The following is a 26983-nucleotide window of genomic DNA, read 5'->3' as shown; positions in this document are numbered from 1 at the left end:
TGATCAGGACGGATTCCAGACTGTTGTGATGCGGGACCACGCTTCTCCCATCCCTCCAGCCCGCCGCCGGCGCCTGCGGAGCTTGAATGCCGGCCAGGAGCCCTGGCAGCTGAAGGATCCCGCTGAAGCCGGCCAGCTCGTTGATCTGGCGAGCAACGACTACCTCGGGCTCAGCCGCCATCCCGATGTGCTCGCAGCGGCAACGGAGGCCATGGCCTCCGATGGCGTTGGTGCCGGTGGCTCTCGCCTGGTCACCGGCACCCGACCATGCCATCTGGATCTGGAGGCAGCCCTCGCCACCTGGTTGAACCGAGACCGAGTGCTGCTGTTCCCCAGCGGATTTCAAGCCAACATCGCTGCCCTAACGGCCCTGAGTGACAGGCATACCACCGTGTTGGTGGACCGGCTGATCCACCACTCGCTGCTGGCCGGCGTCCGCACCAGTGGAGCGCGGCTGCAACGCTTTGCCCACAACGATCTTGAAGATCTCGGCCAGCGGCTGCAGCGGCTCAAGCCGGCAACAACACCACCACTGGTGGTGACCGAAAGCCTGTTCAGCATGGAAGGCACCAGCCCCGATCTGCAGGGCATCGCCGACCTTTGCGCCCACCACGGTGCACAGCTGCTGGTGGACGAAGCCCATGGCCTGGGGGTGTTGGGGCCCGGAGGCCGCGGGCTTTGCCATGGACTCCGACAGCCTGTGGCCTTGGTGTGCGGCACCTTCGGCAAGGCCTTCGGCAGCGGAGGTGCATTTCTGGCTGGGGGTCACACCACGATGGAACGGCTGCTTCAAACCAGTGGGGCTTTCCGCTACACCACGGCCCTGGCACCACCGCTGGTGGCTGGAGCACAAGCTGCCCTGCACTTGATCCAAACCAACCCCAATTGGGGAAGCGAGCTGAGCCAGCGCTCGGAACGCTGGAGGACAGCTCTGGCGCAGCAGGGCTGGGTAAAACCAGCAGGGCACGGTCCTGTGCTGCCCTTACTGATCGGTGGCGACCAGGACGCGCTCGACCTCCAGCAAAAGCTGGAGCAGGCGGGTCTGCTTTCAGTAGCGATCCGGCCGCCCACCGTGCCGGAGGGAACCGCCCGTTTGCGCTTGGTGCTGCGGCGGGACCTGCCAGAGGGCACATTGGAGCAACTGCTCGCAGCCCTCGGCTCTCGATGACGCAGGTCCTGGCGATGCATGGTTGGGCTGGCCAGGCCAGCGCTTGGTTCCACTGGCGTCAACGCTTTGAAGACTGGGGATCGAGATGGTCCAGCGCAGACCGGGGCTACGGCGGCGGTGAGGCTGTTGCTCCGGCATGGCCCCCCGGCCCAGAACGCAACCTGTTGATCGCCCACTCCCTGGGGCTGCATCTACTGCCGGCAGCTGTTCTGGCGCAGGCCGATGCGGTGGTGCTGCTGGGTAGCTTCAGCGCCTTCGTGCCCCACGGGCGCGCAGGGCGCGCTGTGGCTGCAGCTCTGCAGGGGATGCAGGCGGCTCTGGACACCGACCAGGAACTGACGATGCTGGAACGCTTCCTCGACAAAGCCGCCTCACCCCATGCCCGCAGCGCCCTGCCCCCAGCCCCCCAGCTGCAAGGTTTGACGACCCTGGGGCGCCAGCGGCTGCAGCAGGATCTGGAGCTTCTGGCGCACTGCCAGGCCCTGCCGACGGGATGGCCTGAGGCCGTGCCTGTGCTGGTGGTGCAGGGCGAACAGGACGCTGTGGTGCACGCCGCATCGGCGCAGCAGCTGATCGATGACCTCAGACAGCAGCCGCTGACCCTCCATCGGGATCCGAATTGGGGCCACGCACTGATCACACCACCGGTGCTCTCGGTGGTGCAGCAATGGCTGGAGGCCCTGTGATTCGCCCCGACCAGGTGCTGGAGCGCTTCAGTCGCGCAGCGCCGACCTACGCGGGCGACGCGCAGCTGCAACGGGCTATGGCCTGGCGCCTGGCCCAACTCTGCCGACACTGCTCCATCCGGCGCGGCCTGTGGGCAGACCTCGGCAGCGGCACCGGTCATCTGGCCGCAGCCCTGGAAGCCGCTCACCCGGGTCAGCAAGTGATCCGCCTTGACGGAAGTACCGCCATGTTGAACAGCCACCCCCATGGAACACGCACCCTGCGGCATGACCTGAGCCGCGGGCTACCGGACTGGAGTGAGCCACCGCAACTGCTGGCCTCCAGCTTTGTTTTGCATTGGTTGCCAGATCCAGCGCAACAGCTTCGACGTTGGGTGGATGCGCTGCCGAAGGGGGGCTGGCTGGCCCTGGCGGTGCCGGTGGACGGAAGTTTTCCGCAATGGCAGCACGCCGCCCGCGCAGCAGATCAGGCCTGCACGGCCTTGACCATGCCGGTGCGAGAGCAACTGATCGCGGCCCTGCCCGATGGCGTGGTGCAACGGGACGAGTGCCTGAGCTTCACCCAACACGCCGCCAATCCACTGCGGCTGCTGCGACCGATGAGCAGCATTGGCGCCTCCGTCACCAATGCTGGCCGGCTCTCCCCAGGCCAGTGGAAGGCCGTCTTCCGGGCTTGGCCCCAAGCCAACGCATCACCACGGTTCGCTCTGACACGGTTCGCCCTGACCTGGAGGATGTGGGTCCTGATAGTGAAGCGATGAACGGCAGCGTCAGTCGCCTGGTGGTATGCGGAACCGACACGGACGTCGGCAAAACCGTGGTGAGTGCGTGGCTCGTGCAGGGGCTTCAGGCCAGCTACTGGAAACCCGTTCAGAGCGGACTGGAGGGCGGCGGAGACCGCGAACGGGTGCGGCAGCTGTTGAACCTCCCGCCGGAACGGATGCTTCCCGAGGCCTATGCCTTCCGAGAGCCGGTCTCCCCCCACTGGGCCGCCGAACTGGACGACACGCCGCTCGACCCAGCCCAACTGGCTCTTCCCGACCATCAGGGATCGCTGGTGGTGGAGACAGCTGGAGGGTTGATGGTGCCCCTCACCCGCAACTGGCTCCAGATCGATCAACTCGTGGAGTGGCAGTTGCCAATCGTTCTGGTGGCCCGCAGTGGGCTGGGCACCCTCAACCACACCCTGCTCAGCCTGGAAGCGATGAGACGGCGAAATCTCACGGTGTTGGGACTGATCCTCAACGGCCGCCTCCATGCCGACAACCCGGGGACCCTCGAACAGTTCGGTGACGTCCCCGTTCTGGCGCAGCTCCCCCCCCAGGCCTCGCTATCGGCAACGGTTCTGGAGCGGCTTTGGCACGAGCAGGATCTCACCACTACATTCCGAAAAGCGCTGAAGCGATCGTCCCCGTGAATTCACGTCAAACCCTGGCGACCCTTGCTGTTTCAGCACTCTGCGTTGGAATTCTGGTGCTGTTCACCGATATCGAGGTGCAGCTGGTGCGCTGGGTGAACTGCAGTGCCATTGCCACAGAGGCGGAAAAGAACAGTGACGTCTGCCGCTGAAGACTCAGCCCAGGGCCTTTGAACCGGTGGGGCAGGTGCCCAGTCGCATCGCGGCATGGCGCACGGCGATCCGCAGCGGCCATCCGTGTCTGAGTTCAGCCTGGATCAACTCCAGCTGGGACGACGACCAACCCCGTAGCTCGAGATCACTGCGAATCGAATGCCAGTCGCCCTCCGGGAGAACGAGGCGTCGCTTGGCCGACCGCTCAGGCGGCATGGCGGGAACAAAACGCTTGGATTGACGACGGGTGCGCGGGGCAGCCATCCGGGGCATCTCCAACAGCCTCAGATCCAATATGGCAAAAGCTGCCGCTGCTGCCATGGAGTCGATCCGCCATCCGAATCTGTGGCCCCCCTTCACCCAGATGGCCAGCGCAGCCAACTCCCAACGGGTGGTGTCCGGAGACGGGGCTCTGCTGATTCGTGAAAAGGGGGAACCGCTGATCGATGCCATCAGTAGCTGGTGGGTCACCCTTCACGGCCATGCCCATCCGGTGTTGGCCAAGGCCATCGCCGATCAGGCAGCCCGCCTCGAGCAGGTGATTTTTGCCGACTTCACCCATGAGCCTGCGGAACAGCTGGCCGTACGCCTGAGCGGACTCTGCGGTCTGCAACGGCTGTTCTTCTCCGACAACGGCTCCACTGCGGTGGAAGTGGCGCTCAAGATCGCCTGCCAGTGGTGGGCCAACCGGGGGCAACCGCGTCATCAGATCGTCGCCTTCGACGGCGCGTACCACGGCGACACCTTCGGGGCGATGGCCGTTGGCGAACGCAACCTTTTCAGCGCGCCCTTTGAAGACAAGCTCTTTCCCGTCGCCAGGGTTCCCTGGCCGGCCACCTGGTGGGATGACGACGCCGTGGAGGCCAAGGAATCGGCAGCACTGGAGGTGCTCGAGCGCGTGCTGGAGACACCGACTGCGGCGGTGATCCTCGAGCCCCTGCTGCAGGGGGCCGGCGGGATGGCCATGGTGCGGCCCGAGTTTCTGCAACAGGTGGAGGCACGCACCCGTCAGGCAGGAGCACTGCTGATTGCCGATGAAGTGCTGACCGGCTTCGGACGCTGCGGCGACTGGTTCGCCAGCCGGCGGGCGGGCATCCGGCCGGATCTGATGGCGCTGTCCAAAGGCTTGACGGGTGGATGTCTGCCGATGGGCGTGACCATGGCCAGCGAAGCGGTGTTCGAAGCCTTCGTCGGTGACGACCCTTGTCTGACCCTCTGGCACGGCCACAGCTTCACGGCCAATCCGCTGGGCTGCGCCGCGGCTAACGCCAGCCTCGATCTGATGGAGCGCAACCCCGCTGCCTTTCAGCAGTTCGAACAACGGCATCGTCCGCACCTCGAACGGTTGGCACGCCATCCGAAGGTGCAACACCCCCGGCTGACGGGGACTGTTGCCGGCTTCGACCTCGTTGTGGAGGGAACCTCGGGCTACCTCAACCCGGCGGGGCCGAGATTGAAACGGCTGGCGATGGAGAACGGCGTCTTCCTCCGCCCCCTGGGCCAGGTGGTCTATCTACTGCCACCGCTCTGCATCAGCGATGTCCAGCTGGAACGGTGCTATTCGGTGCTGGAAATGGCCCTCGATCAGCTCTGAACGTTGTGGCCTCAGGGACCCGCCTGAATCGCCGCCTCGACATCAGCCCTGGAGAGGCCATAGGGCAATGAACACTGCAACATCGCTTCCAGGGAACCGGGGTGCCAGATCACTTTGAGGTCCTCCCGTTCCAGCAGCAACAGCGCCCTCCACTCAGAACGCTCGAGCATCCACTGGCAGGGGTTGTCGTCCATACGGACGGCACCCAGCTGCTGAAGCCAGGCCTCAAGCGCCGGAAGAGAGTGCTGATTCAGCGGGGTGCTCTCCGGGGGCAGGGCGGCCATCAGGTTGCGTACGCACGGATGTCTTCGGAGTCTGCTCATCCGCCAGCCAACTCGGCGACACCTGCCAGTCGCGGCCCTGGGCAAGAGCCACCCCCAACCCCAGCACCAGGCTGAGCAACAGCGCGATGCTCAACAGCACCAGCGAGAACCATTCCCCGCCGGAAAGCGGCCTTCGTTGACCGATGCCCTGCCAGGCATCCGGGCGGGGCTGACTCTGCAGGGGCGGGGGCGATGACGGCGCCTGTATGCCAAGACCGAGGGTTGCTTGGCTCTGACGCAGTAAAACGTCGTAGGACTCCTTAAGCTCCTGAAAAGCAATGCTGGCCTGCTCGGGCGGCAGTTGCGTGGTGTCGGGATGCAGAGCCTTGGACTGACGTCGAAAGGCCTGGCGCAAGGTTTCAGCGTCAACCCCGGGGCGCACGCCAAGCCGTTCGTGATGGCTGGGGTGGGCTTCGGACACAGGAGACAGCCGGTCCTTCATCCTAAGAAGAGTTGTTGGTGCAGCCATGGCCGCCACCGCGCCTGAACCGGCGTTCTGGGACGCCCTGGGATGGCAGCCATCGCAAGGGCAACGCGACCAGCTGGTGGAGCTTCAAGGCCTCCTGCAGAGCTGGAATGAACGGGTCAACCTCACGCGCCTGGTGAACGGCGATGATTTCTGGATTGGTCAGGTCTTCGACAGTCTCTGGCCGCTGGCGGGGGAACTCCAGTCAGCGGACGAGCCGCAGCACTGGATTGATGTGGGGACCGGGGGCGGCTTCCCCGGTCTCGCCGTCGCCATTGCCCTGCCCCAGTCACAGGTGACCCTGCTGGATTCCGTCGGGCGCAAGACCGCCGCCGTGGAAGCCATGGCCAGCAGCCTGGGGCTTGCCGATCGGGTGCGGGTCCGCACCGAGCGGATCGAAACCACCGGGCGCGATCGCAACTTCCGCGGCAGCTTCGATCGAGCCGTAGCCCGGGCTGTGGCGGCAGCTCCTGTGGTGGCTGAATACCTCGTGCCCTTGCTGAAAACCGACGGCCAGGCCCTGCTGTATCGGGGCCAGTGGAATGACGCCGATGCCGTGCCGTTCAACAGAGCCCTGCGCCTACTGCAGGCCCGTCTGATGGAGGTGCAGCACCGGCAACTGCCCGGTGATCGCGGCACGCGTCATCTTCTGCGGGTGCAGCCGAACGCCCCCTGCCCCCGCAGCTACCCAAGGGCCGTGGGAACGCCCAGCCGAGATCCCCTTGGGGGCTAAGACGAACACTCAGACGCTCGACAAGCGCATCTGGGATTCGCCCTTGAGCCGGTGCTTGAGGCTGCGCAGGATCTCGGGGATGCGCTGACGCCATGGGCTCTCCTGCAGGACTCTCCGCAGGTCTTCGGCACTGACCTCCCCATCAAAGCCATCGGCATTGGCACCGGCAAACCAGTGCCCGCCGGAGCCCAACAACCCATATCGGGCCTTGGCATAACTCTCGAGATCCCAGGCCTCCAGAAGGTTGTACAACCAAAGCAACACCGGCAGGTTGATCCCCCCAGGCGTCGCATACCAAGGCGGAAGCCCGACGGACCAGGTGGCCATCCAGTCACGACCCAGCGCTTCATCGGCCGCTTGCCGAAGCCGCTGATCCACCGGAGCAATCAAGGACGCGGCATCCGGCAGCAAGTGCAACGCCTCCAGATGAAGCTCGAGATCCTCCGGCCGGGCCGCTCCCACGCTGATGGTGTGCACCCGCGGATCCTGGAGACAAAACAGGTCGTTGAAAACGATGGGATGCAACGGTGCACAAAGCTCCAACAGCCGTTGGGATGGCGTGTGCAGATGGCCTCCTTTGTCGGTGGGACTGATGATGAACACCCCCATGTCCTGACGGCGGGCCGCATCCAGGGCGGGATTGTTGTCTTGGCGGATGTAATACCAGTGCAGATTCACGTAATCGAAGGCACCGGAATCGCAGGCCTCTGCAATCAAGGCTGTGGGGCCATGGGTGGAGAAGCCCACGTGACCGATGCGACCCTCCGCCTGCCAGCGGCGCACCACCTCCATGCATCCCCCAGGCCGAAGGGTCTGCTCGAGATGCTCCTGCAGGTTGATGCCATGGATGGCCAATAAATCCAGGCGATCACATCCCAGCCGCTCAAAGCTGAGCTCCAGTTCCGCTTCGAAGGCATCGGGATCGGGCCGGGGAGGCACCTTGCTCTGCAGCAGACGGGAGGGGTCGGGTGTGCGCGGCAGGGCCCAACCCAGCTGACGCTCGGAGCTGCCGTAGTGCCGAGCCGTTTCCACATGATGAAAACCCAGATCCACTGCGCGCCTCAGGGTCGCCTCGAGCTGGGTCTGCGACGCAGACGTGATCTCTTCAGCAGGGAGGTCTGTCCAGCTCTGCTGAAAGCGCATTCCCCCAAGAGACAAGAGAGGGATCTCAAGCTCCGTGCGGCCGAATCGGCGGGTGGGAAGCGCCATTAACCCTGGGGACGGGGTTGCAGATTCTGGCGAATCAGGTTTTGCCGCAGCGTTTCCAACGATTCAAAAGGAACCCAGTGGATGCAATCCACTGGGCAGGTATCGATGGCCTCCTGGATGCATTCGGTGGAGTCGCCGTCCTGTCGGATTGCCCTGGAACGTCCCAAATGGGGCTCAACAACAAAAGTGTTGGCAGCTACATGAGCGCAATAACGGCAGCCGATGCAGACGCCTTCATCGACCCAGACAGCCTGATCTCGCATGTCACCACCAAGGAGTGGCTCCCTACCGGTGGCTTGCTCCAGCGGCCGGGCTGGGGCAGAAAAAGCGTGAGACGAAGAATCAGCCAGGATTCAGGCGTCCCAGCGGGTCACCACGAGTTCAATCGAACCATCCTCGGTTTGGGTCTGCTCGGCAACCTGAAAACCTTCCTTGGCGGTGGCAGCAAGAACCGTGTTCAAGGCATAGCGCTGGGTGAGCTTGGAGAGGAAACGTTCCACAGGAATCTGCTGTTTCCACAGATCGAGGTCTGTGACCAGCTCGTAGGACTCCGATGCGCTGTTCCAGCGGAAGCCGATATCACCACCGTCCTGCACTGGAATAGCCAGATCAGCCGTAACGGTCTGGCCGCGGTAGCCACGCACAGGGCGTTCGGCCTGATCAGGGGCATAACCCATGTCTTCCAAAGCTTTCACCAGAGGCTCCAGCTGACGCAGTTCGGTTTTGACGGTGCTGAAATGCGACATCAGTTCAAATGAGCTGGAAGAGACTGGGACTGGACCTCTGGCTGCAGAAACGCTTCGGATGTGGACTCCTTACGTTCAACCGTTCCAAGAGCAGCTTCCACTTCTTCAGTGAGCTGCTGGCACGCCTCGCCTGCAACACCCTCGACCCGCTCTTCCACACGACCATCAGGCCGAATGGTGAAACGAAGGGTCTTTTGGGGCATTGAAGAAGCGTGATTTGCATCGCAATCTAGTGGTGGTCTCCCGAGAGTGTTGACTTCCTCGTTACACAGCCCAGTTACAGGATGAAACCGTCGTTGATCAAAGCCTGGATGCGTTCCAGCACCAATGGATCCTCCAGCTGTTCGAGGGCGGTTCTGGCCTCATCGCGCACAGAGATCTCACCGTCATGGAGGAGGGCGCTCACCAGAGCCTCAACGATCTCAGCTTGTCGCGGCTGCACCAGCTGATCCATCAAACGGCCCAAAGCCCAGATGCAGTTGCTGCGCACCACCGCTTCACTGTCGATGCGCAGGCTCACCAGCAATTGACCCGCCGCGGGGTCGGCCTTCACCGGTGAACGACTGCCGGCCTCCGCCAGTGAGCCTGGACACCACAGGCGCACCGCTGCGACATCCGTCTGCAGTGCCCGGATCAGCGGATTCAGCACCGGAGCATCGGGGAAATTGCCCAGGCTCCAGGCCGCAGCCTTACGGACGTAGGCGTTGGCATCGAGCTGCAGCAGCTGCAACAGCGGCTCAACAGCCGGAGGAGATGGGTTGCGGCCCAAGGCGTAGACGGCACTCATCCGCTCCACCGGGCAGAAGTTCTGGAGCAAGGGGAGCAGCAGGGCGATCGCGCGGGGATCACGGTGTTCACAGAAAACCTGCAGGCCTTGGAGCCGTTCTCCATGGTTGCCACGCAACCAGACCAGACCCTGGTCACAGGACCGGGCAATTTGCAAAGAGGAATCCTGCTCGGCGTCGTCGAGCTGGATCGCATCAAGCGGGTCAATATCGTCTTCAGCCGCCAGCTCACGCGCCAGCAGATCAGGATCCACGGAAAGGTTGGAAAGCCCCTGGTCCTTCTGTTGGCTGCGATCGTCAGTCATGCGGGGATGCTACGGGAGCCATTCCAGGGCTCAACCCATGGGAGCTGGAGCCAGCATGTCACCGGGAAGCCAGATGCGGGCACTCACGGCCACCAACGCCAGGGCAAACAGGAGAACAATCAGAGCCGGCAGAAGGGTGGAACGAAAAAACGACACCGGAACACTCCAATCAAGGCGCCATTCTGCTCAAGACGGCACGGCATCGACACGCCGCCTCAGCTGCCAGATCGAGAGGATCAGCACCGACAGACCGATCCAGCCAGTCCACTGCTGATGCAAAAGGAATCCTCCCGTGCCGAGCAGACCGCCGAACAGCACACCGCAGGCCAGCACAAAGCGCCGCAGCATGGCGGGCAACGACTCCATCGGCATGACACCGAAGCGCTTGCGCAGGCGTGACCAACCGGGGCCCGGAGGACGCACCGTCCGCACAAACCGCTCCAAGACAGCGTCGGATTCCGGAGGTGTGCTCAGCATCACCGCCAACCAGACCACAGCGGAGAGGCCGGTGATCGCCGCAATACGAACCCCGTAATCCTCGATCCGAACCAGGGGCACCACCGAGGTGAACACCCCAACGAAAAACCCGCAGAGCATCGCCGATAGCTCCGCCGCGGCGTTAACGCGCCACCAGAACCAGCGCAGCACCAGAACCACACCTGGGCCGGACCCGATGGCGATCACCAGCCGAAACACCGTGCCGATGCTGTCGCTGATCAAAGCAGTGATCACCCCAAGAACAAGCAGCAGAACCGTGGTGAGTTGTCCCACCAGTAACACCTCGCGGGAACCGGCGGAGGGGCGAACAAAGCGCTGATAGAGGTCGTGAGTGAGGTAGCTGGCTCCCCAGTTCACCGAGGTGCTCACGGTGCTCATGAACGCCGCCACCAGGGAGATCACCACCAGGCCGAGCGCCACGGGGGGCAGAAGTTGCACGGCCAGGGCGGGATAGCCCAGCTCCAGATCAGCGCCGGCTGGCAACAGCACCAGGGCCGCCAACGCGACCACGATCCAGAGCCAGCTGCGCAGGAGGTAATTCACCACCAGAAAGACCCAACCCGCCAGCCGGGCCTGCTGCTCATCACGGGTGGCCAGCATCCGCTGGATGAACTCGCCGCCACCATCGCTGCGACGGAAACTCCACCACTGCACAGCGATGTAGGCCGTGAACATCGGGATGCTGATGCCACTGCCCTGCAACCAGCGGAAGCCCGAGTCATCCCAGGTCCAGGGCACCAGAGACAGCAGCTCTGGCCGCTGCAGCGCCTGCAGTTGCTCCAACAGCGCCGTCATCCCTCCTGCGGCATGGAGGGCAGCCGCGGCCACGGCCACGGCACCCGCCAACGCCAGCACGAGCTGGACCAGATCGGTGACCACGACAGCCCAGAGCCCACCGGCCACGGTGTAACTCATCACGAGCAGGGCCACGACCATCAACAACCAGACCGTGTCCGTCAGTCCCAGGGCAGCGGGTTGACCCGACACCAGGCCGAGGGCTTCCACCACCTTGCGTAGGGCGAGGAAGGCATACCCGATGCCAATGCAGTTCACCGGCACGGCCAACAGGAAAGCCTTGATACCGCGCAACCAAGCCGCGGCCCCTCCGCCGTAGCGCAGCTCGGTAAAGGCGGCGTCGGTGAGCACACCGCTGCGGCGCCAGAGGGGTGCGAAGACAACGGCCATGGCCACATGGGCCAAACCAAAACTCCACCACTCCCAGTTGCCCGCCAGGCCGCGGGCACCCACCAAGCCGGCGACGTAGAGCGGCGTGTCAATGGAGAAGGTGGTCGCCGCCATCGAGGCGCCGGCCAACCAACCGTTCAGACGACGGCCAGCCACGAAATAATCCGCCTCGCCGCTGTTGCGGCGGGCCAGCCACAACCCCAACACCAGGGTGAGAACGAGGTAAGCAGCGAGAAGCAGCCAATCAATTGCTGTCATTCGCAGAGCCTGTTCCTCAGCAGTCTGCTAAGGAACAGGACATCAGCCCACCCTTCAGATCCCCGACGAATTCGGAGCCATCTGCTGACGCCGGAGCTGACCACAAGCCGCATTTTGATCCAGCCCCCGGCTGGCCCTCAGACTCACGGCGACACCGCGTCGCTCCAGAACACGACGAAACGCCTCAATCCGCTGCGGCGTCGGTCGCTTGAACTCCTCCTCCTCAATCGGGTTGTAGGCGATCAGGTTCACGTGACTCTGGAAACCGCCAACGCGATCCGCCAGCTCTGCGGCGTGCTCTGGCTGATCGTTGAGTTCACCAAGAAGGATGTACTCAAAACTCACCCGCCGACCGGTCACGTCCAGATAGTGACGGCAATCCTCAAGCAGGGCGTCATAGGGGTAGGCATGGGCTGTGGGAATCAGCTCCTCGCGCAGCCGCTGGTTGGGGGCATGGAGACTCACCGCCAGGGTGAACTGGGCGCGTCCCAACCGCTGCATGGCCAGTTCTGCCAGTTGCGGCAGGGTTTTCGGAACACCCACCGTGCTGACGGTGATGCGCCGTTGGCCGATACCGAGGTCATCATTGAGGCAGCGGATCGCCTCCAGAACAGCGCTGCTGTTGAGCAGGGGCTCGCCCATGCCCATGAACACGATGTGGGAGGGACGACGGTCCATCGCCTCACGCACACTCAGCACCTGATCCACGATTTCGTGGGTCTGGAGTGAGCGTTGCAGGCCGCCTTTGCCGGTGGCGCAGAAGCGGCAGGCCATGGGACAACCCACCTGGCTGGACACACAGACGGTGAGCCGTTGGTCGGTGGGAATACCGACGGTTTCAATGGTTTCGCCGTCCTCTGTGGAGAGCAGCAATTTGGTGGTGGCATCCGTGGCCACCGAACGATGCACTTCCTTCAGTCGGCCCACATCGATGCCACCCTCCAACAAGGCGGCACGCCAGGTCTTGGGGAAGACCGTGATGTCGGCCAGGGATCGAGCCCCTTTGGCATAAATCCAGTCATGGAGCTGACGGCCACGGAACGGCTTTTGCCCCTGAGCAACGGCCCAGTCCTGCAGCTCAGCCGCGCTGCGACCCAGCAGAGCCTGGGTCACCAGATCAGCAGACCATGGCCCAGCTTGATCTCCACCGCCATCAGGGCGATGAAGCCAAGCATGGCCAAACGTCCATTCAGCCGCTCGGTATGGGTGTGGAACCCATATTTAGGCAGGCGTCTCTTGGGAATCTCAGTGGGCTCAAGCATGGAAGGGGCTGCAATGGTGAACGTTTGAGCGGAGCTCATTCGTCAGAGAGCAGGCCCTCTTCCTGAAGGCCCTCGACGGCTTCAGCATCGACCACCTGCTCTTCCTTCAGCTCATTGTCGGCGTCCGGACGGGTGAACGCGGCGAAATTACTCGCCGAGGGATCGATGTTGTGGCGGGTGCGGGTGGCCTCAAGGTCGGCGTCACTGGGGTCATCCAGCACCGCACTGGCGCTGGCCGCAGGGGGCATGTCGACGGTGTAGTCGGGACGCAGGTTCTGCATGCGGCGGTAGCCGGCCGGATCCTCAGACAGGATGTCGGGGTGGGGGCCAGCCTCCTTCTGCAGCTCCTCTTCGAAGCCACTGAAGCCGGTACCTGCAGGAATCAGGCGACCGATGATCACGTTCTCCTTGAGACCGCGCAGCCAGTCGCTCTTGCCCTCGATGGCAGCTTCGGTGAGCACACGGGTCGTCTCCTGGAAGGAGGCGGCGGAGATGAAGCTGTCGGTGTTGAGCGACGCCTTGGTGATACCCAGCAGAACCGGGGTGAACTCGGCGGGAGCGCCACCGGTGATCGCCATGGCCTGGTTGGTGTCTTCCACCTGACGGAGTTCGATCAGCTCACCGGGCAACAGGGTGGTGTCACCGGCATCCTCGACTCGCACCTTGCTGGTCATCTGACGGACGATCACTTCGATGTGCTTGTCGTCAATCGAGACGCCCTGGGACTTGTAGACGTTCTGAACCTCAGTCACCAGACGGTGCTGCAGGTTGGCAATCGCCTCCTGAGCGGCATCCATCAGAGGCTTGCGGCTGCGCAGATCCTCGAAATAGCACTCGAGCAACTCGTGAGGGTTGATCGGGCCATCGGTCAGCAACTCACCGGCAGTGACCTGCTGGCCATCGCTCACCATGATGTTGCGGCCGAGCAGGATCGGGTATTCGCCGATGGCGTCATCGGATTCGATCACGTTGACGGCGAGGGAGTCGTCGTCTTCACCCTGCTTGATCTCGACGGTGCCGGGCTTCTTGCAGAGAATCGCGGATTCACGGGGGCGACGGGCCTCCAGCAATTCCTCAATTCGTGGCAGACCCTGAACGATGTCACCGGTCTTTTGGCGTTCGAACACCAGCAGGGCCAGACCGTCACCCCGCTGCACCAGATCTCCATCGCGCACGTGCAGAACGGAATCGGGAGACACCATGTAGGGACGTCCCAGGCGCAGGGTGACGCTGTTGCCTCCCACAGCCTCGATCTCACCACAGCAGCTTGCAGTCTCGCCGTCGGCAAGGACATCGCCATCGACAATCCGCTGACCGACGCTCACCACCGGCTTGCCGGAGGTGCTCAGGGTGGTGGTGTCTTCGGGGCGCTCCACGATCATCCGACGCACAGGGTCGGCTTCGGTGGCTTCCGGCAACTGCGCCAGACCTGCCTGCTTGCAGAGGATCTGCGTGGTAGCAACGACATCACCAGCCTTCACTGACACGCCGTCTTCGATCTGCAGCTCGGTGTGGGTTGAACCATGGCTGGAGTCGGACATGGTGTCGCGACGCACCAGGATCGACTCAAGGATCACGAGGCGCAGACGGGAAATGGTCTTGGCCCGCTTGTCGGGGGCCTTTTCCACATCCACCGTCATCTGCGGAGTGGTGTCGAAGGTCTCGAGCAGCAGCTGGGTCTTGAGCAGCTCCACACCTTCAACGGACTTGATCAGTTCGTTGTCCTTGAACGCCAGACGCTGAGTGGCCTTGATGCCGAGGTGAGGGCCATTGGCCTGCTTCACATGGGACAGCTCAGGCAGCTGGGCCTCGTTGGGAATGGTGTACTCCTCAACGGGACGCAGCAGCAGACCCTTGCCTTCGGGGGTCTCCACCGTCTGCACATACTTCATCGTGTCGACGGACAATCCCTTGGCGACGTCCTCGCCGGGATTGACCATCTGGCCATCACCCTCGAAGCGCTCCAACGCCTTGGCATCGCTGCAGAGGTGGAACTCACCACTGCGGACGATGATTTCGCGCAGGATGTCGTTCTTCTGGGTGACGGTGACGATGCCCGCTGTCTGGCTGAAGATGTCTTTAACAACCTCGGTTCCAGCCTCGATCCACTGACCATCGGTGATCATCAACAGGGAGATGTCCTTGTTGATTTCGTGGGTCTCCTGGGGGATCCACAGCAGGGTGCCGCCCTTGTTGACCTCGTAGCCGTTCTTGGCGGAACGGGCCTTCTTGATTGCCAAACCAGGGGCGAACTTCACCAGACCACCTGTACCAGTGCGGAAGCGGTCATCCGCCAGTTCAGCGATGACTTCACCTGAACCGATCTTGCTGCCGGGGATGGTGTTGAGGCGGTAACGGGTGCCGTCCTTCGCCTCGAGATTCCAGATCTCACCGGAGTGGGTGGACTCCTCCAGCAGTTTGAAGTCCTTGAGGGTCATCGCCGTGGTGACGATCTGCACCTCGCGGGAATCACCGATGGAGTCGCGCAGGCGGACTTCACCGCCGTACTCACTGCGCTGGCTGGCTTCGGCCAGCACCTGACCCTCAGTGACCTGAGTTTCACCGCTGACCACAGGCTGGGCGTTGGGCGGCAGGTTGTACACATCACCCGACAGCACCCACATCCGGCCGAGGCGCTGGGCCTTCAGGGTGATGTTGCCCTGGCGGTCGGTGACCTCACGGGGCTGGATCGCCTCCTCGTAACGCACCTGACCGGCAAGGTCGCAGATCACGTCCTTAGTGGCCTTCTCCACACTCTTCTTGACCGAACCAGCAGCGATCTGGGCCACCGTGACGTCGGCATCGATCTCAGCACCGTTGTCGACGAACAGCAGAGAGCCGTTGGTGATCTCGATCTTCTGAGCCTTGCCCTTGCCGGACGGCTTGATCGTGAGGTTGAAATCAACCTCAGCCTGTTGAGCATTCACACCATGGGGGGTGCGGTAGGGACGCACCCGCGCCTTGCTGCCGAACTCGACGGTGCCCGCCACTTTGGAGCGGACCACACCAGTTTCAGCGGTGGACACACCACCGGTGTGGAAGGTCCGCATCGTGAGCTGGGTTCCAGGCTCACCGATCGACTGGGCCGCGATGATGCCGACGGCTTCACCCAGATCGACCAGTTCGTTGTGGGCCAGTGCCCAGCCGTAGCACTTACGACAAACGGAACGGTTGGCTTCGCAGGTGAGCGGCGAACGCACACTCACGGCCTTTACGCCAGCGGCCTCAAAGGCCTTGGACAGCGGCGGATCGATTTCGGTGTCGCGCTCGGCCAGCACCTCACCATCGGCATTCACCACCTGGGCGGCAGTCAGGCGACCCACAAGCCGGCTGCCGAATTTGCCGTCCTCGGCGTCCACCACGATGTGGCGAGTTGTGCCGCAGTCGTCCTCACGGACGATCACATCCTGGGCAACGTCCACCAAACGACGGGTGAGGTAGCCCGAGTCAGCGGTGCGTAGCGCCGTATCCACCAGACCCTTCCGGGCGCCGTAGGAGGAGATGACGTACTCAGTGACCGTCAGACCCTCACGGAAGTTGGTGCGGATCGGAAGGTCAATGATTTCGCCCTGTGGGTTGGCCATCAGGCCGCGCATGCCCACCAGCTGACGCACTTGGGACATGTTTCCCCGGGCACCGGAGTTGGCCATCATCCACACCGAGTTCAGCGGTGCGTTCTCGTCAAAATTCTTTTTGACGGCATCCACCAGACGCTCATTTGTCTCGGTCCAGGTGTCGATCACCTTGGTGTGACGCTCCACCTCGGTGATTTCACCCAAGCGATAACGCTCTTCGGTCGCCGTGATCTGTTCCTCGGCCTGGCCCAGCAGATCCTTCTTCGCCTCGGGCACCTTGAGGTCGTCGACGGAGATCGACACAGCCGCCTGGGTGGCGTACTTGAAGCCGAGATCCTTGAGGTTGTCGGCCATGGACGACGTCACCGCCGTGCCGTGGTTTTTGTAAGACCAAGCAACAAGCTGTTTGAGGGCCCGCTTGTCAATGATCTGATTGCGGAACGGTGGCGGGGTCTTGGAGAGGGGGCGGGATGCGCTCACAGGAGCTTCCTTGGCGGCCTTGGAAGCTTTGCTGGATTTGGACTTTCGGGATTTCGAGGACGAGGTCATGGCTGCGCGCGGATCAGGAATGGAGGGAAAGGGCGTCTGGCTCGATTCAGGCGGCGGCCACCGCGTCGATGATTGTGTGATTCATCACCACACGGCCCACGGTGGTGAGGATGTAGCGGCTGATCAAGGCACCGTCTTCATCGAAGCGATCGCGGCGGAAGCTCCACTCTTCGATGCGCGTGCCATCGCTGAGGGATTCACTCTTGCTGGGCGCATCCAGCTCTTCATCGTCCTGAACTTCACCGTTGAAGCGGACCCAAACCCAGTCATGCAGACCAATCCGGGTGTCTTCGAAGGCGTGGATGACATCCTCCAGGCCCGCGAAGGTGCAGCTGCGATCACCGAAATCGGGCTTGGTGGCACCGGGTTGAAGCGCTGTCAGGTAGTAGGAGCCGAGCACCATGTCCTGAGACGGAGTAATGATCGGCTCGCCTGTGGCGGGCGACAGGATGTTGTTGCTGGCCAACATCAGCATGCGTGCTTCGGTCTGAGCCTCAATGGCTAGAGGCACGTGAACGGCCATCTGGTCACCGTCAAAGTCAGCGTTGAAGGCTGGGCAGACCAGTGGGTGCAGCTGAATGGCGCGGCCATCCACCAACTTGGGTTCGAAGGCCTGGATGCCGAGACGGTGCAGGGTTGGAGCACGGTTCAGCAGGATCGGATGACCGTCGATCACCTCCTGCAGCACCTGCATCACTTCATCGTCGGCTCGCTGGATCAGCTTCTTAGCCGCCTTGATGTTGTTGACGATGTTCTGGCGGATCAGGCGATGGATCACGAAGGGCTGGAACAGCTCAATCGCCATCTCCTTGGGCAGACCGCACTGGTGCATCTTCAGCTTCGGACCCACCACGATCACGGAACGACCGGAGTAGTCGACCCGTTTACCCAACAGGTTCTGACGGAAGCGGCCCTGCTTGCCTTCGATGATGTCGCTCAGTGACTTGAGCGGACGGTTATTGGCACCTACAACGGTGCGACCGCGACGGCCGTTATCGATCAGGGCATCGACGGCCTCCTGCAGCATCCGCTTCTCGTTGCGGACGATGATTTCAGGGGCCAGGATTTCCTGGAGCCTCGCCAGACGGTTATTGCGGTTGATCACCCGCCGGTAGAGATCGTTGAGATCACTGGTGGCAAAGCGACCGCCATCGAGCTGCACCATCGGACGCAGATCAGGCGGAATCACCGGGATTACATCCAGCACCATCCACTCGGGACGGGCGTTGGTGGCGATGAAGTTGTCGATCACGCGCAAACGCTTGATCAACTTGGCGCGCTTCTGCCCCTTGCTGCCGTTGATCTCCTCACGCAGCTGCTCAGCCACTTCATCGAGGGTGAGATCTTCCAGCAGTTGCTTGAGGGCCTCGGCACCGATGCCCACTACGGGCTCGTTCTCGATCTCGGAATCTTCGGCGTAGATCTCGTCTTCAATTTCCAGCCACTCGTCTTCCGTGAGGAGCTGCTTGTACTTCAGGTCCTTGTGGTCGCCGGGATCCAGCACCACATAACAGTTGAAGTAAACGATCTGCTCCACATCCCGCAGGGGCATGTCCAGCAGAATGGCCACGTAGCTGGGGATGCCCTTCAGGTACCAGACGTGGGAGACCGGTGCCGCCAGCTTGATGAAGCCCATGCGGTGACGACGCACGCGGCTCTCGGTGACCTCCACACCGCAGCGTTCACAAACAATGCCCCGGTGACGCACCCGTTTGTACTTACCGCAGTGGCATTCCCAGTCTTTGGAAGGGCCGAAGATCTTTTCGCAGAACAGCCCGTCCATCTCGGGCTTGAGGGTGCGGTAGTTGATGGTCTCCGGCTTGGTGACCTCACCGACAACCTGGCCGTTGGGCAGGGTGCGCTGTCCCCACTCCATCACCCGATCGGGTGAGGCGAGGGTGATCTTGACGTAATCGAAGTGGTTCTCGGTGCGGAGGTTGCTGTTGGTCATTGACGGTTAAGGAAGAAGGAGCGGGGAATCGGTTCGTTCGTTGATCCGTCAGTCCTCGTCGTAATCCGCGACGCCGAGGGATTCGTAGGTGGGCCTGCTGGGGGTGCTGCGACGTGGGTTCACGTCCTGCATCAGGTCCACTTCCTTTCCTTCATCGGTGTAGACGGCGATGTCCAGCCCCAGGGACTGAAGCTCGCGCATCAGCACCTTGAAGGATTCCGGCGTTCCGGGGCGGGGGATCGGCTTGCCCTTGACGATGGCGTTGAGGGCCTCGTTACGGCCCTGCATGTCGTCGGACTTGACCGTGAGCAGTTCCTGCAGGGTGTAAGCGGCGCCATAGGCCTCGAGTGCCCACACCTCCATCTCACCCAGACGCTGACCGCCTTGCTGTGCCTTACCGCCCAGGGGCTGCTGGGTGACCAAGGAGTAGGGGCCGGTGGAACGGGCGTGGATCTTGTCGTCCACCAGGTGAACCAGCTTGAGGAAGTGGGAATAGCCCACGGCCACGGGCTGATCGAAAGGCAGACCGGTGCGGCCATCCCGCAACTGCAGCTTGCCGGGATCCTCAGGGTCGTACACCCAACCCTTGCCAGGCTGCTTGGCAGCTTCCTTGAGGAAGGTCTCGACGGTCTGCTGGGACTTCTCAGCCCCGTACATCTCATCGAAGGGAACGATGCGCACGCGGCAATCCAGGTTGGACGCCGCCCAACCCATCAGCAGCTCGAATACCTGTCCCACATTCATCCGGCTCGGCACACCCAAAGGGTTGAGCACGATGTCGACCGGGGTTCCGTCGGGCAGATAGGGCATGTCCTCCCGGGGAAGGATGCGGCTGATGATGCCTTTGTTGCCGTGGCGGCCGGCCATCTTGTCGCCGACCTGAATCTTGCGGCGCTGGGCCACATAAACCCGCACCACCATGTTCGCGCCGGGGGGCAGCTCATCACCCTGTTCACGGGTATAGATGCGCACATCCACAACGCGGCCACGCTCGGTGCCAGGCACACGCAAAGAGTTGTCGCGCACATCGCGGGCCTTCTCACCAAAGATCGCGCGAAGCAGCTTTTCTTCGGGCGGCTGATCAGATTCGCCCTTGGGCGTCACTTTGCCGACGAGGATGTCGCCGCTTTCAACGAACGCACCAACACGAATGATGCCCATCTCGTCGAGGTTGCCGAGACTTTCCTCAGCGACGTTGGGAATCTCGCGGGTGATTTCCTCGGGTCCGAGCTTGGTCTGACGCGCTTCGATCTCGTACTTCTCGATGTGAACCGAGGTGTAGAGGTCGTCGGTGACCAGACGCTCGCTGACTAGCAGCGCGTCCTCGTAGTTGTAACCCTCCCAGGGCATGTAAGCGATCAGAACGTTCTGACCCAGGGCGATCTCACCGCCCTCACAGGCCGAGCCATCCGCCATCACCTGACCGACGATCACCGGATCGCCACAGCGGACGATCGGGCGCTGGTTCAGGCACGTGTCCTGGTTGGAGCGCTGATACTTCTGCAGGAAGTGGGTGTGGTCGTTGCCATCCTCGTCCTGGACAACGATGGCGTTGGCATCCACATAGGTGACAGTGCCGTTCACCCGGGAGATCGGCACCATGCCGGAGTCGCGGGCCACCTGGGTTTCCAGGCCGGTGCCCACCAGGGCACGCTCGGGGCGCAGCAACGGCACAGCCTGACGCTGCATGTTGGAGCCCATCAGTGCTCGGTTGGCGTCGTCGTGCTCCAGGAAGGGGATCAGGGACGTTGCCACGGAGATCACCTGCACCGGTGATAAGGCGACGTAGTCGACCTGCTCGGGGGGGACCTTCTCGAAATCCTGGCGATAACGCACAGGGATCAGATCCGCCGTAATCCTGCCGTCGTCCTCGGTGGCCACATCACCAGGGGCAACGCGCACTTCGTCTTCCCGGTCTGCAGACAGGTAGATCGGATCGCCCTCCTTCAGGACGACACCGTTCTCCACCTTCCAGAACGGAGTTTCGATGAAGCCGTACTCGTTAACCCGGGCGTGGGTGGCCAGGGAGTTGATCAGACCGGCGTTAGGACCTTCCGGCGTCTCAATCGGGCAGAGACGGCCGTAGTGGGAGGGGTGAATGTCGCGGACAGCGAAGCCTGCACGCTCACGGGTGAGACCACCGGGTCCAAGAGCCGAGATGCGGCGCTTGTGGGTGAGCTCAGCCAGAGGGTTCGTCTGGTCCATGAACTGGCTCAGCTGGCTGGAGCCGAAGAACTCCTTGATCGCCGCCACCAGGGGCTTGGGATTAACCAACTGCGCTGGGGTCAGCGAATCGGTTTCTCCGACGGTCATCCGTTCCTTGATGATCCTCTCGAGACGGTTCAGACCCACACGAACCTGGTTCTGCAGGAGTTCACCCACGGAACGCACGCGGCGGTTGCCGAGGTGGTCGATGTCATCGAGGCTGGCGCCGCCAACATCCAACTCCAGGTTGATCAGGTAATCGAGGGTGGAGAGCACGTCCTCATGGGTGAGGGTGCGCACCGTGTCGGGGATGGTGAGACGCAGCTTCTTGTTGATCTTGTAGCGGCCGACCCGACCGAGGTCGTAGCGCTTGGGATCGAAGAAACGTGTCTGCAGCAGCTGCTGACCACCACTCACTGAGGGGGGTTCACCCGGACGCAATTTCTTGTAAAGCTCAAGCAGAGCCTGGTCTTCCGAGCTGATGCCCTCGTCGTTCGCGGCATCAATCGACTTCTTGTAGAACTCGGGGTGACGCAGCTTGTCAAGCACGTCGTTGTCAGACAGACCCATGGCACGCATGAGCACGTGCGCGTTGATCTTGCGGGTCTTGTCCACACGAACGTGGAGCAAGTCGTTCTTATCTGTCTCAAACTTCAGCCAGGCACCCCGGTTGGGGATGACGCTGGCGTTGTAAGTGCGCCGGCCGTTCTTGTCCATTTCATCCTTGAAATAGACACCGGGGCTTCGCACGATCTGGTTCACGATCACGCGCTCAGCGCCGTTGATGATGAACGTGCCGCGCTCGGTCATCAGCGGCAATTCGCCGATGAAGACCTCCTGCTCCTTGATCTCACCGGTCTCCTTATTGACCAGACGGCAGGTCACATACATCTGCGAGGCGAAGGTCGCATCGCGACGCTTGGCCTCTTCCACATCATGGCGGGGGCGCTTCAGCCGGTACTCGCTACCGATGAAGTGCAGCTCCAGCTTGCCGGTGTAATCCGTGATCGGAGAGAAGCTTTCCAGCTCCTCGATCAGACCTTGATCCAAAAACCACTTAAAGCTGGCCCGCTGCACCTCCACCAGATCAGGGAGGTAGGTGGCGGTCTTGGCGACCTGAATCGCGCTGCTGCTCATGCGGGGACCGGCAGAGAGGACGAAGGGACTGGGGAGGACTGGATTGGCGGCAAAAGCTCACCCGACAAGACGATTCGACACAGCAGCGGCACTGACGGTTTCCAGGACGGAACCGACAGCGCCGCTGCTGCTGTTCAGAAATCGCGGGTCAGATCAGCTGACGACGACAAATGCACCGGAAGGAAATGGACGCTTCAGGCACCACGCACAAGAAGGAATCCTGCGCATGGCCAGGCCAATACAACATCTTACATATGGACTCGACACTCTTGAAACCCCAGTTAAGGGAGTCCGAACAAACGCCGGGCGTTGGCGGTGCTACTGCAGGCCACGCTGTCGAGATCCACGCCGCGGAGCTCGGCCACCCGTGTTGCAACGGAGGCCACGAAGGCCGGCTCGTTGCGCTTGCCACGGCGGGGCACAGGGGCCAGGAAAGGGCAATCTGTTTCCACCAGGAAACGATCCTCCGGCACCTGACGGGCGCAGTCGTGGGTGGGCTCCGCCTTGGGGAAGGTGACGGTGCCACTGAAGCTGATGTAAAAACCGAGATCCAGAAAGTGGTGCATTTCATCAGGGGTGCCGCCCCAGCAGTGCATCACCCCTCCAGGGCAACGGCCCTGAGCCTTGCGGGCCCGCAGTTCATCCAGCATCGGCTCGGCGGCATCCCGGCAGTGAATGATCACCGGCAGGTTCAACTCCAACGCCAGATCCAATTGAGGACGCAGCACAGCGAGCTGCTCATCCAGATTCTTGTCACGGAAAAGATCGAGCCCGAGTTCGCCGATGGCGACCACCCGATCGTCCTCGAGGGCCGCCCGACGCAGCACAGCCATCGTGTCATCCCGCCAATGCTCGGTGTCCAGTGGATGGACGCCGACGGAATAGCGCATCTCCGGAAACCGATCAGCCAAGGCGCGGATCGCCGGAATTTCAGAGGGTTCAACGCAGGCGTGCAGCAGAGCACCAACCCCAGCCTCACGCCAACGTGAGGCCACCTCATCGAGGTCGTCGTCAAAGTTGCGAAAGACGATGTGACAGTGGCTGTCAATCAACGTCGGGGTGGGGGACACAGCTGGGCCGAAACGCGCTTTCGGCCCATTCTGCCGGTTGGAACCGAATCAGCTGGCGGGCTCGAGCACCTTGCGCACGGCCGCGCTGAGGCGGGACTTCTGATTGGCACCGTTGTTGCGGTGCAGCACACCAACTTTCACGGCCTTGTCGATCTTGCTGAAGGCGGCACGCATGTAGGTCTGCACGCTGGCCTTGGCTTCATCACCAGGGGTCGCGCTGTAGGCATCACAGGCGGCGAAGCAGCGCTTCATCAGGGTGCGCATCGACGACTTGTAGGTGCGGTTGCGCACACGGTTGCGCTCAGCAATTTCAATCCGCTTCTTGGCTGACTTGTTATTGGCCACTGAGGCTTCAACGTTGCGAACAATCCATCACCTTACTCCTTGACAGGACCCCCTCCCTGCGTTGTGGAGTCCTAACTTGACCGAAATCTCCCACCGTTCCTTTGTCTGTGAGCCAACCGGCCGTTGCTCCCCTTCGCATCGTGCGGGATCTGGAACAGGCCCAGACAGAACTGCAACGGTTATCAAGCCGCACCACACAAACCCAGCAAGGTGAAGCCCGTGAGCGGGTTGAAACCATTCTTGCGGCGGTACGCGACCGCGGCGATGCGGCCATTGCCGATTTCACCGAACGGTTCGATGGCTTCCGGCCAGAACCGATGGCGGTTTCCCCCGAGGCCCTCGAACAGGCCTGGACTTCGCTTCCGACCAACCTACGGGACGCCCTGGAGCTGGCCCATCGCCGCATCACCGATTTCCACCAACGCCAACGTCCCGCCGATCTGGCGGTGACGGGCCCCCACGGCGAACAGCTCGGGCGGCGCTGGCGACCGGTCGAGCGGGCGGGTCTTTACGTGCCCGGAGGACGAGCGGCCTACCCCAGCACCGTGCTGATGAATGCGGTGCCAGCTCGGGTCGCCGGCGTGAAGGACGTGGTGATCTGCTCCCCCGCCGGACGGAGTGGTGCGGTCAACCCCGTAGTGCTGGCAGCAGCTCACCTTGCCGGCGTGAAAACGGTGTTCCGCCTCGGAGGTGCCCAGGCTGTCGCCGCCATGGCCTACGGCAGCGACAGCGTGCCCAAGGTGGATGTCATCAGTGGCCCAGGCAACCTTTACGTGACCCTGGCGAAACAGGCGGTGTACGGCCAGGTGGCCATCGATTCCCTAGCGGGACCGAGCGAAGTTCTGGTGATCGCGGACCACTCCGCCAAGCCCGACCAGGTGGCGGCGGATCTGTTGGCGCAGGCGGAGCACGACCCTCTAGCGGCGGCGGTGCTGATCACCACCGACCCTGCATTGGCCGACGGGATCAACGCTGCGGTGGCCGAACAGCTGACCAATCACCCCCGCCAGGAGATCTGCGAGGCCGCTCTGCGGGACTGGGGGCTGGTGGTGGTCTGCGACGACCTCGAGAGCTGTGCCCGCCTCAGCGACAGCTTCGCCCCCGAACACCTGGAGCTGCTGGTGGAGCGGCCCGACCCCCTGGCGGATCGCATTCAAAACGCCGGAGCCATTTTCCTGGGCCCCTGGTCCCCAGAAGCTGTGGGGGATTACCTGGCAGGCCCAAACCACACATTGCCGACCTGTGGAGCTGCGCGCTTTAGCGGGGCCCTGAGCGTTGAGACCTTCATGCGTCACACCTCGCTGATCGGTTTCAACCGTGCTGCGCTGGAAGCAACGGGTTCAGCTGTGCAGGAGCTAGCCACCAGTGAAGGACTTCACAGCCACGCTGAATCAGTGCGGCGGCGCCTCAGCTGAGGCGCTTCTCCAGGCTGCGGACACCCGCCACGCCATCGGCGATCTCGCCGACCAACACCTCATCGGTGATATTGACGAACAGGCCGTTCTCCAGCACACCAGGGATGTTGTTGATGGTCTGTTCCAGAGCCACGGGATCGGAGATGCCGCCGTCGAGTTTGGCGTCCAACACCAGGTTGCCCTGATCGGTGACCACGGGGCCGGCCTTGCGCTGGGCCATGCGCAGCTCAGCGCTGCCCCCGAGGGCTTCCAGCTGCTGCTTCACTTGGCGCCAGGCCCCAGGCAGCACTTCCACCGGCAGCAGAAAACCGAGGTTGAGACGGTCCACCAGCTTGGTGGAGTCCACAACCACCACAAAACGATCCGCCCGTGCCGCCACGAGTTTTTCCTGCACGTGGCAAGCGCCACCGCCCTTGATCAATTGGAAGCCAGGGTCGACTTCGTCGGCACCATCGATGGCCAGATCAATCCGGCTGACGGCATTGAGGCTGAGCAGGGGGATATTGAGTTCCGCGGCCAGCACCTCACCTTGAAAGGAGGTGGTCACACCAACGATGTCTTTGAGTTCGCCGCTGGCGAGCTTGGCCCCCAAGCCCTGAATCATCAACGCTGCGGTGGAACCTGATCCCAGGCCCAGCACCATGCCGTCCTTGATCTGCTCAACAGCGGCATCAGCCACCGCCTGTTTCATCTGGGTCTGAAGATCAGCCATCAGGTCACATCTTTAGAGCGCGACCGTAGCAAGGGTTTCAAGCCATCCCAGGCAGGGGCTCCGGTTTGACGGAAAGGGTCAGCTCGCGGCCCGCCCGTAGCACCTTCAAGGGCAAGGGAACATCGATGGCGGCGGCATCCACCACCTCGAGCAGCGCCTGAGGGTCGGGAATGTCGCGCTCATCGATGGTGATCAACAGATCGCCGCGGCGCAGTCCTGCTTTTTCGGCCGGGCCATCGGGAAGCACGGCTTGCACCAGGGCACCGCTGCGTTCCGGCAGCTGAACAAGGGCATTGGGATCCTTGTTGTGATCGCGCGCGATGCGCGGTGTAAGAGCAACCAGTTGCAGACCGATGTAGGGATGCACCACCTCACCCTGCTGCTGCAGCTGATCGGCCACCCGGCGGGCCAGGTTGATCGGGATGGCAAAACCCAGGCCGGCCCCAGGGCCTGACCGCACCAGGGTGTTGATGCCAATCACCTGACCATCGCCGTTGACCAACGGCCCGCCGGAATTACCGGGGTTGATGGCGGCGTCGGTCTGAATCAGTTCCAGCCGTTTGTCGGCGAAGCCAAGGCTGTTGATGTTGCGGTGCAGGCTGCTGACGATGCCCAGGGTCACCGTGCGTTCCAATCCGAACGGGGTGCCGAGGGCGATCGCCCAATCGCCCACCTGCATGGCTTCCGAATCACCCAAGGGAGCCCGCGGCGGTAGTTGATTGCCCTCGAGACGCACCAAGGCCAGGTCTGTCACCGGATCGGTACCCACCACCCGTCCATCCCGCTGCTCTCCGTCGGCCAGGGTGACGCTGACGGACTCCACCCGATCCACCACATGGGCGTTGGTGAGCACAAGCCCCTTGGCATCAATCACCACACCGGAGCCTTGGCCGCGTTCCCGCTCCGGACCTGCCGGAGGATCCCCCAGCAAGTCCCGCAGCAGGGGATCGAGCAGCGTGGGATCAAACGGCTGGCGTTCCACGGTGCGCTCGGTGTCGATCCGAACCACAGCCGGGGCCACCCGCTGAACGGCATCGGCAACAAAGCTGTGTTCCAAAGCCTGGACGGACGGTCCATCACCGACCAGGACGGCTACGGCCACCAGCACGGCCAAGAGTTGACGCAGGGCGTAACGCAACACAAGACCTGTGAATTGCCTTCTTTTTATCGGATCCAGCCAGGGAAGCGGGCCTTGGTCCAAATCGAACGCAATCTCACAAAGCCTTTTGCGATGGG

27 protein-coding genes are annotated in these 26983 nt (G+C 62.7%); 8 read left to right on the top strand and 19 right to left on the bottom strand.

All coding sequences use genetic code 11. The features are described 5' to 3' along the window. Positions 1-28 precede the first annotated feature (28 nt). Genes FZZ90_RS08520 through FZZ90_RS08500 form a run of 5 tightly spaced genes read left to right on the top strand, consistent with a single transcriptional unit; the run spans position 29 to position 3423 of the window. Positions 29-1168: an 8-amino-7-oxononanoate synthase gene (locus FZZ90_RS08520; RefSeq protein WP_226425265.1), complete on the top strand. Its 1140-nt coding sequence runs from the start codon at positions 29-31 to the stop codon at positions 1166-1168. Beyond that, positions 1165-1854 (top strand): alpha/beta hydrolase, encoded by a 690-nt coding sequence (locus FZZ90_RS08515; protein WP_226425264.1) that lies wholly within the window; start codon positions 1165-1167, stop codon positions 1852-1854. The genes FZZ90_RS08520 and FZZ90_RS08515 overlap by 4 nt, the downstream gene beginning before the upstream one ends. Then, entirely contained in the window at positions 1836-2615 is a 780-nt protein-coding gene (locus FZZ90_RS08510; protein ID WP_226425263.1) for a methyltransferase, read from the top strand. Before FZZ90_RS08515 ends, FZZ90_RS08510 begins: the two co-directional genes overlap by 19 nt. Then, on the top strand, positions 2612-3271 hold the full coding sequence (bioD, locus tag FZZ90_RS08505; protein WP_226425317.1) for a dethiobiotin synthase: 660 nt from the start codon (positions 2612-2614) through the stop codon (positions 3269-3271). The genes FZZ90_RS08510 and bioD overlap by 4 nt, the downstream gene beginning before the upstream one ends. After that, entirely contained in the window at positions 3268-3423 is a 156-nt protein-coding gene (locus FZZ90_RS08500; RefSeq protein ID WP_226425262.1) for a hypothetical protein, read from the top strand. Before bioD ends, FZZ90_RS08500 begins: the two co-directional genes overlap by 4 nt. 4 nt (positions 3424-3427) lie before the next feature. On the opposite strand, the gene FZZ90_RS08495 is transcribed toward FZZ90_RS08500, so the two are convergent. Next, positions 3428-3688 carry a hypothetical protein gene (locus FZZ90_RS08495; RefSeq protein WP_226425261.1) on the bottom strand — a complete coding sequence of 87 codons (261 nt, stop codon included), beginning with the start codon at positions 3686-3688 and terminating at the stop codon, positions 3428-3430. A gap of 31 nt (positions 3689-3719) precedes the next feature. Here FZZ90_RS08495 and bioA point away from each other — a divergent pair, with 31 nt between their 5' ends. Next, the gene (bioA, locus tag FZZ90_RS08490) at positions 3720-5018 is read left to right on the top strand and encodes an adenosylmethionine--8-amino-7-oxononanoate transaminase (RefSeq protein WP_226425260.1); all 1299 of its coding nucleotides are present in this window, start codon (positions 3720-3722) and stop codon (positions 5016-5018) included. A gap of 11 nt (positions 5019-5029) precedes the next feature. Here bioA and FZZ90_RS08485 read toward each other — a convergent pair whose 3' ends face one another. Beyond that, positions 5030-5302, bottom strand: a complete 273-nt coding sequence (locus tag FZZ90_RS08485) for a DUF3143 domain-containing protein (protein WP_226425259.1) — start codon at positions 5300-5302, stop codon at positions 5030-5032. Then, a complete protein-coding gene (locus FZZ90_RS08480; protein ID WP_226425258.1) occupies positions 5244-5783 on the bottom strand; it encodes a J domain-containing protein in 540 nt (179 codons plus the stop codon). Before FZZ90_RS08480 ends, FZZ90_RS08485 begins: the two co-directional genes overlap by 59 nt. A gap of 25 nt (positions 5784-5808) precedes the next feature. Between FZZ90_RS08480 and rsmG the strand changes: the two genes are divergently transcribed. Continuing rightward, positions 5809-6540 carry a 16S rRNA (guanine(527)-N(7))-methyltransferase RsmG gene (gene rsmG / locus FZZ90_RS08475; RefSeq protein ID WP_226425257.1) on the top strand — a complete coding sequence of 244 codons (732 nt, stop codon included), beginning with the start codon at positions 5809-5811 and terminating at the stop codon, positions 6538-6540. Positions 6541-6549: 9 nt separating this feature from the next. On the opposite strand, the gene FZZ90_RS08470 is transcribed toward rsmG, so the two are convergent. The 14 genes from FZZ90_RS08470 to rpsT all read right to left on the bottom strand — a co-directional run bounded on the left by FZZ90_RS08470 (position 6550) and on the right by rpsT (position 23620). Then, on the bottom strand, positions 6550-7749 hold the full coding sequence (locus tag FZZ90_RS08470) for an aldo/keto reductase (protein WP_226425256.1): 1200 nt from the start codon (positions 7747-7749) through the stop codon (positions 6550-6552). Further along, positions 7749-8099, bottom strand: coding sequence for a ferredoxin (locus FZZ90_RS08465; protein ID WP_226425316.1), 351 nt, complete (start codon positions 8097-8099; stop codon positions 7749-7751). Before FZZ90_RS08465 ends, FZZ90_RS08470 begins: the two co-directional genes overlap by 1 nt. Before the next feature lie 3 nt (positions 8100-8102). Continuing rightward, a complete protein-coding gene (locus FZZ90_RS08460) occupies positions 8103-8495 on the bottom strand; it encodes a DUF1257 domain-containing protein (RefSeq protein ID WP_226425255.1) in 393 nt (130 codons plus the stop codon). Next, entirely contained in the window at positions 8495-8698 is a 204-nt protein-coding gene (locus FZZ90_RS08455; protein WP_226425254.1) for a DUF2997 domain-containing protein, read from the bottom strand. The genes FZZ90_RS08460 and FZZ90_RS08455 overlap by 1 nt, the downstream gene beginning before the upstream one ends. 74 nt (positions 8699-8772) lie before the next feature. Next, on the bottom strand, positions 8773-9585 hold the full coding sequence (locus FZZ90_RS08450) for a HEAT repeat domain-containing protein (RefSeq protein ID WP_226425253.1): 813 nt from the start codon (positions 9583-9585) through the stop codon (positions 8773-8775). A gap of 30 nt (positions 9586-9615) precedes the next feature. After that, a complete protein-coding gene (locus FZZ90_RS12820; RefSeq protein WP_255444647.1) occupies positions 9616-9741 on the bottom strand; it encodes a hypothetical protein in 126 nt (41 codons plus the stop codon). A gap of 30 nt (positions 9742-9771) precedes the next feature. Next, the gene (locus tag FZZ90_RS08445) at positions 9772-11526 is read right to left on the bottom strand and encodes a sodium:solute symporter family protein (RefSeq protein WP_226425252.1); all 1755 of its coding nucleotides are present in this window, start codon (positions 11524-11526) and stop codon (positions 9772-9774) included. A gap of 54 nt (positions 11527-11580) precedes the next feature. Then, entirely contained in the window at positions 11581-12639 is a 1059-nt protein-coding gene (rlmN, locus tag FZZ90_RS08440) for a 23S rRNA (adenine(2503)-C(2))-methyltransferase RlmN (protein ID WP_226425251.1), read from the bottom strand. Then, positions 12636-12788: a hypothetical protein gene (locus FZZ90_RS08435; RefSeq protein WP_006850847.1), complete on the bottom strand. Its 153-nt coding sequence runs from the start codon at positions 12786-12788 to the stop codon at positions 12636-12638. The genes rlmN and FZZ90_RS08435 overlap by 4 nt, the downstream gene beginning before the upstream one ends. 35 nt (positions 12789-12823) lie before the next feature. Beyond that, positions 12824-16912 carry a DNA-directed RNA polymerase subunit beta' gene (locus tag FZZ90_RS08430; RefSeq protein ID WP_226425250.1) on the bottom strand — a complete coding sequence of 1363 codons (4089 nt, stop codon included), beginning with the start codon at positions 16910-16912 and terminating at the stop codon, positions 12824-12826. 46 nt (positions 16913-16958) lie between these two features. Next, positions 16959-18863, bottom strand: a complete 1905-nt coding sequence (locus tag FZZ90_RS08425; protein ID WP_226425249.1) for a DNA-directed RNA polymerase subunit gamma — start codon at positions 18861-18863, stop codon at positions 16959-16961. A gap of 48 nt (positions 18864-18911) precedes the next feature. After that, positions 18912-22205: a DNA-directed RNA polymerase subunit beta gene (gene rpoB, locus FZZ90_RS08420; protein WP_226425248.1), complete on the bottom strand. Its 3294-nt coding sequence runs from the start codon at positions 22203-22205 to the stop codon at positions 18912-18914. 281 nt (positions 22206-22486) lie between these two features. Then, complete coding sequence (locus FZZ90_RS08415; RefSeq protein WP_226425247.1) at positions 22487-23275, bottom strand: TatD family hydrolase; 789 nt, start codon at positions 23273-23275, stop codon at positions 22487-22489. A gap of 48 nt (positions 23276-23323) precedes the next feature. Further along, a complete protein-coding gene (rpsT, locus tag FZZ90_RS08410) occupies positions 23324-23620 on the bottom strand; it encodes a 30S ribosomal protein S20 (protein ID WP_226425246.1) in 297 nt (98 codons plus the stop codon). Between the two features lie 107 nt (positions 23621-23727). On the opposite strand from rpsT, the gene hisD reads away from it, so the two are divergent. Continuing rightward, the gene (gene hisD, locus FZZ90_RS08405) at positions 23728-25035 is read left to right on the top strand and encodes a histidinol dehydrogenase (protein ID WP_226425245.1); all 1308 of its coding nucleotides are present in this window, start codon (positions 23728-23730) and stop codon (positions 25033-25035) included. On the opposite strand, the gene rpiA is transcribed toward hisD, so the two are convergent. Together rpiA and FZZ90_RS08395 are read right to left on the bottom strand one after the other, a co-directional pair. Beyond that, entirely contained in the window at positions 25028-25747 is a 720-nt protein-coding gene (gene rpiA / locus FZZ90_RS08400; RefSeq protein WP_226425244.1) for a ribose-5-phosphate isomerase RpiA, read from the bottom strand. The two genes, hisD and rpiA, sit on opposite strands and share 8 nt — an antisense overlap. 37 nt (positions 25748-25784) lie before the next feature. Next, positions 25785-26873, bottom strand: a complete 1089-nt coding sequence (locus tag FZZ90_RS08395; protein ID WP_370631046.1) for a trypsin-like peptidase domain-containing protein — start codon at positions 26871-26873, stop codon at positions 25785-25787. Positions 26874-26983 lie beyond the last annotated feature (110 nt).

This window comes from Synechococcus sp. MU1617, from assembly GCF_020514235.1.
Taxonomy (GTDB): Bacteria; Cyanobacteriota; Cyanobacteriia; order PCC-6307; family Cyanobiaceae; genus Parasynechococcus.
The sequence above is the reverse complement of the archived record's forward strand: the minus strand, read 5'-3'. Positions and strand labels throughout refer to the sequence as shown.

Coding starts and splice junctions, on each gene's coding strand:
- FZZ90_RS08430 (WP_226425250.1), bottom strand. CDS start 16,912: ATGACCTCGTCCTCGAAATCCCGAAAGTCCAAATCCAGCAAAGCTTCC.
- FZZ90_RS08515 (WP_226425264.1), top strand. CDS start 1,165: ATGACGCAGGTCCTGGCGATGCATGGTTGGGCTGGCCAGGCCAGCGCT.
- bioD (WP_226425317.1), top strand. CDS start 2,612: ATGAACGGCAGCGTCAGTCGCCTGGTGGTATGCGGAACCGACACGGAC.
- FZZ90_RS08470 (WP_226425256.1), bottom strand. CDS start 7,749: ATGGCGCTTCCCACCCGCCGATTCGGCCGCACGGAGCTTGAGATCCCT.
- FZZ90_RS08485 (WP_226425259.1), bottom strand. CDS start 5,302: ATGGCCGCCCTGCCCCCGGAGAGCACCCCGCTGAATCAGCACTCTCTT.
- FZZ90_RS08520 (WP_226425265.1), top strand. CDS start 29: ATGCGGGACCACGCTTCTCCCATCCCTCCAGCCCGCCGCCGGCGCCTG.
- rpiA (WP_226425244.1), bottom strand. CDS start 25,747: ATGGCTGATCTTCAGACCCAGATGAAACAGGCGGTGGCTGATGCCGCT.
- FZZ90_RS08460 (WP_226425255.1), bottom strand. CDS start 8,495: ATGTCGCATTTCAGCACCGTCAAAACCGAACTGCGTCAGCTGGAGCCT.
- FZZ90_RS08425 (WP_226425249.1), bottom strand. CDS start 18,863: ATGACCAACAGCAACCTCCGCACCGAGAACCACTTCGATTACGTCAAG.
- FZZ90_RS08435 (WP_006850847.1), bottom strand. CDS start 12,788: ATGCTTGAGCCCACTGAGATTCCCAAGAGACGCCTGCCTAAATATGGG.
- bioA (WP_226425260.1), top strand. CDS start 3,720: ATGGCAAAAGCTGCCGCTGCTGCCATGGAGTCGATCCGCCATCCGAAT.
- rpoB (WP_226425248.1), bottom strand. CDS start 22,205: ATGAGCAGCAGCGCGATTCAGGTCGCCAAGACCGCCACCTACCTCCCT.
- FZZ90_RS08495 (WP_226425261.1), bottom strand. CDS start 3,688: ATGGCTGCCCCGCGCACCCGTCGTCAATCCAAGCGTTTTGTTCCCGCC.
- FZZ90_RS08480 (WP_226425258.1), bottom strand. CDS start 5,783: ATGAAGGACCGGCTGTCTCCTGTGTCCGAAGCCCACCCCAGCCATCAC.
- FZZ90_RS08450 (WP_226425253.1), bottom strand. CDS start 9,585: ATGACTGACGATCGCAGCCAACAGAAGGACCAGGGGCTTTCCAACCTT.
- FZZ90_RS08510 (WP_226425263.1), top strand. CDS start 1,836: ATGGCTGGAGGCCCTGTGATTCGCCCCGACCAGGTGCTGGAGCGCTTC.
- FZZ90_RS08455 (WP_226425254.1), bottom strand. CDS start 8,698: ATGCCCCAAAAGACCCTTCGTTTCACCATTCGGCCTGATGGTCGTGTG.
- rsmG (WP_226425257.1), top strand. CDS start 5,809: ATGGCCGCCACCGCGCCTGAACCGGCGTTCTGGGACGCCCTGGGATGG.
- FZZ90_RS08445 (WP_226425252.1), bottom strand. CDS start 11,526: ATGACAGCAATTGATTGGCTGCTTCTCGCTGCTTACCTCGTTCTCACC.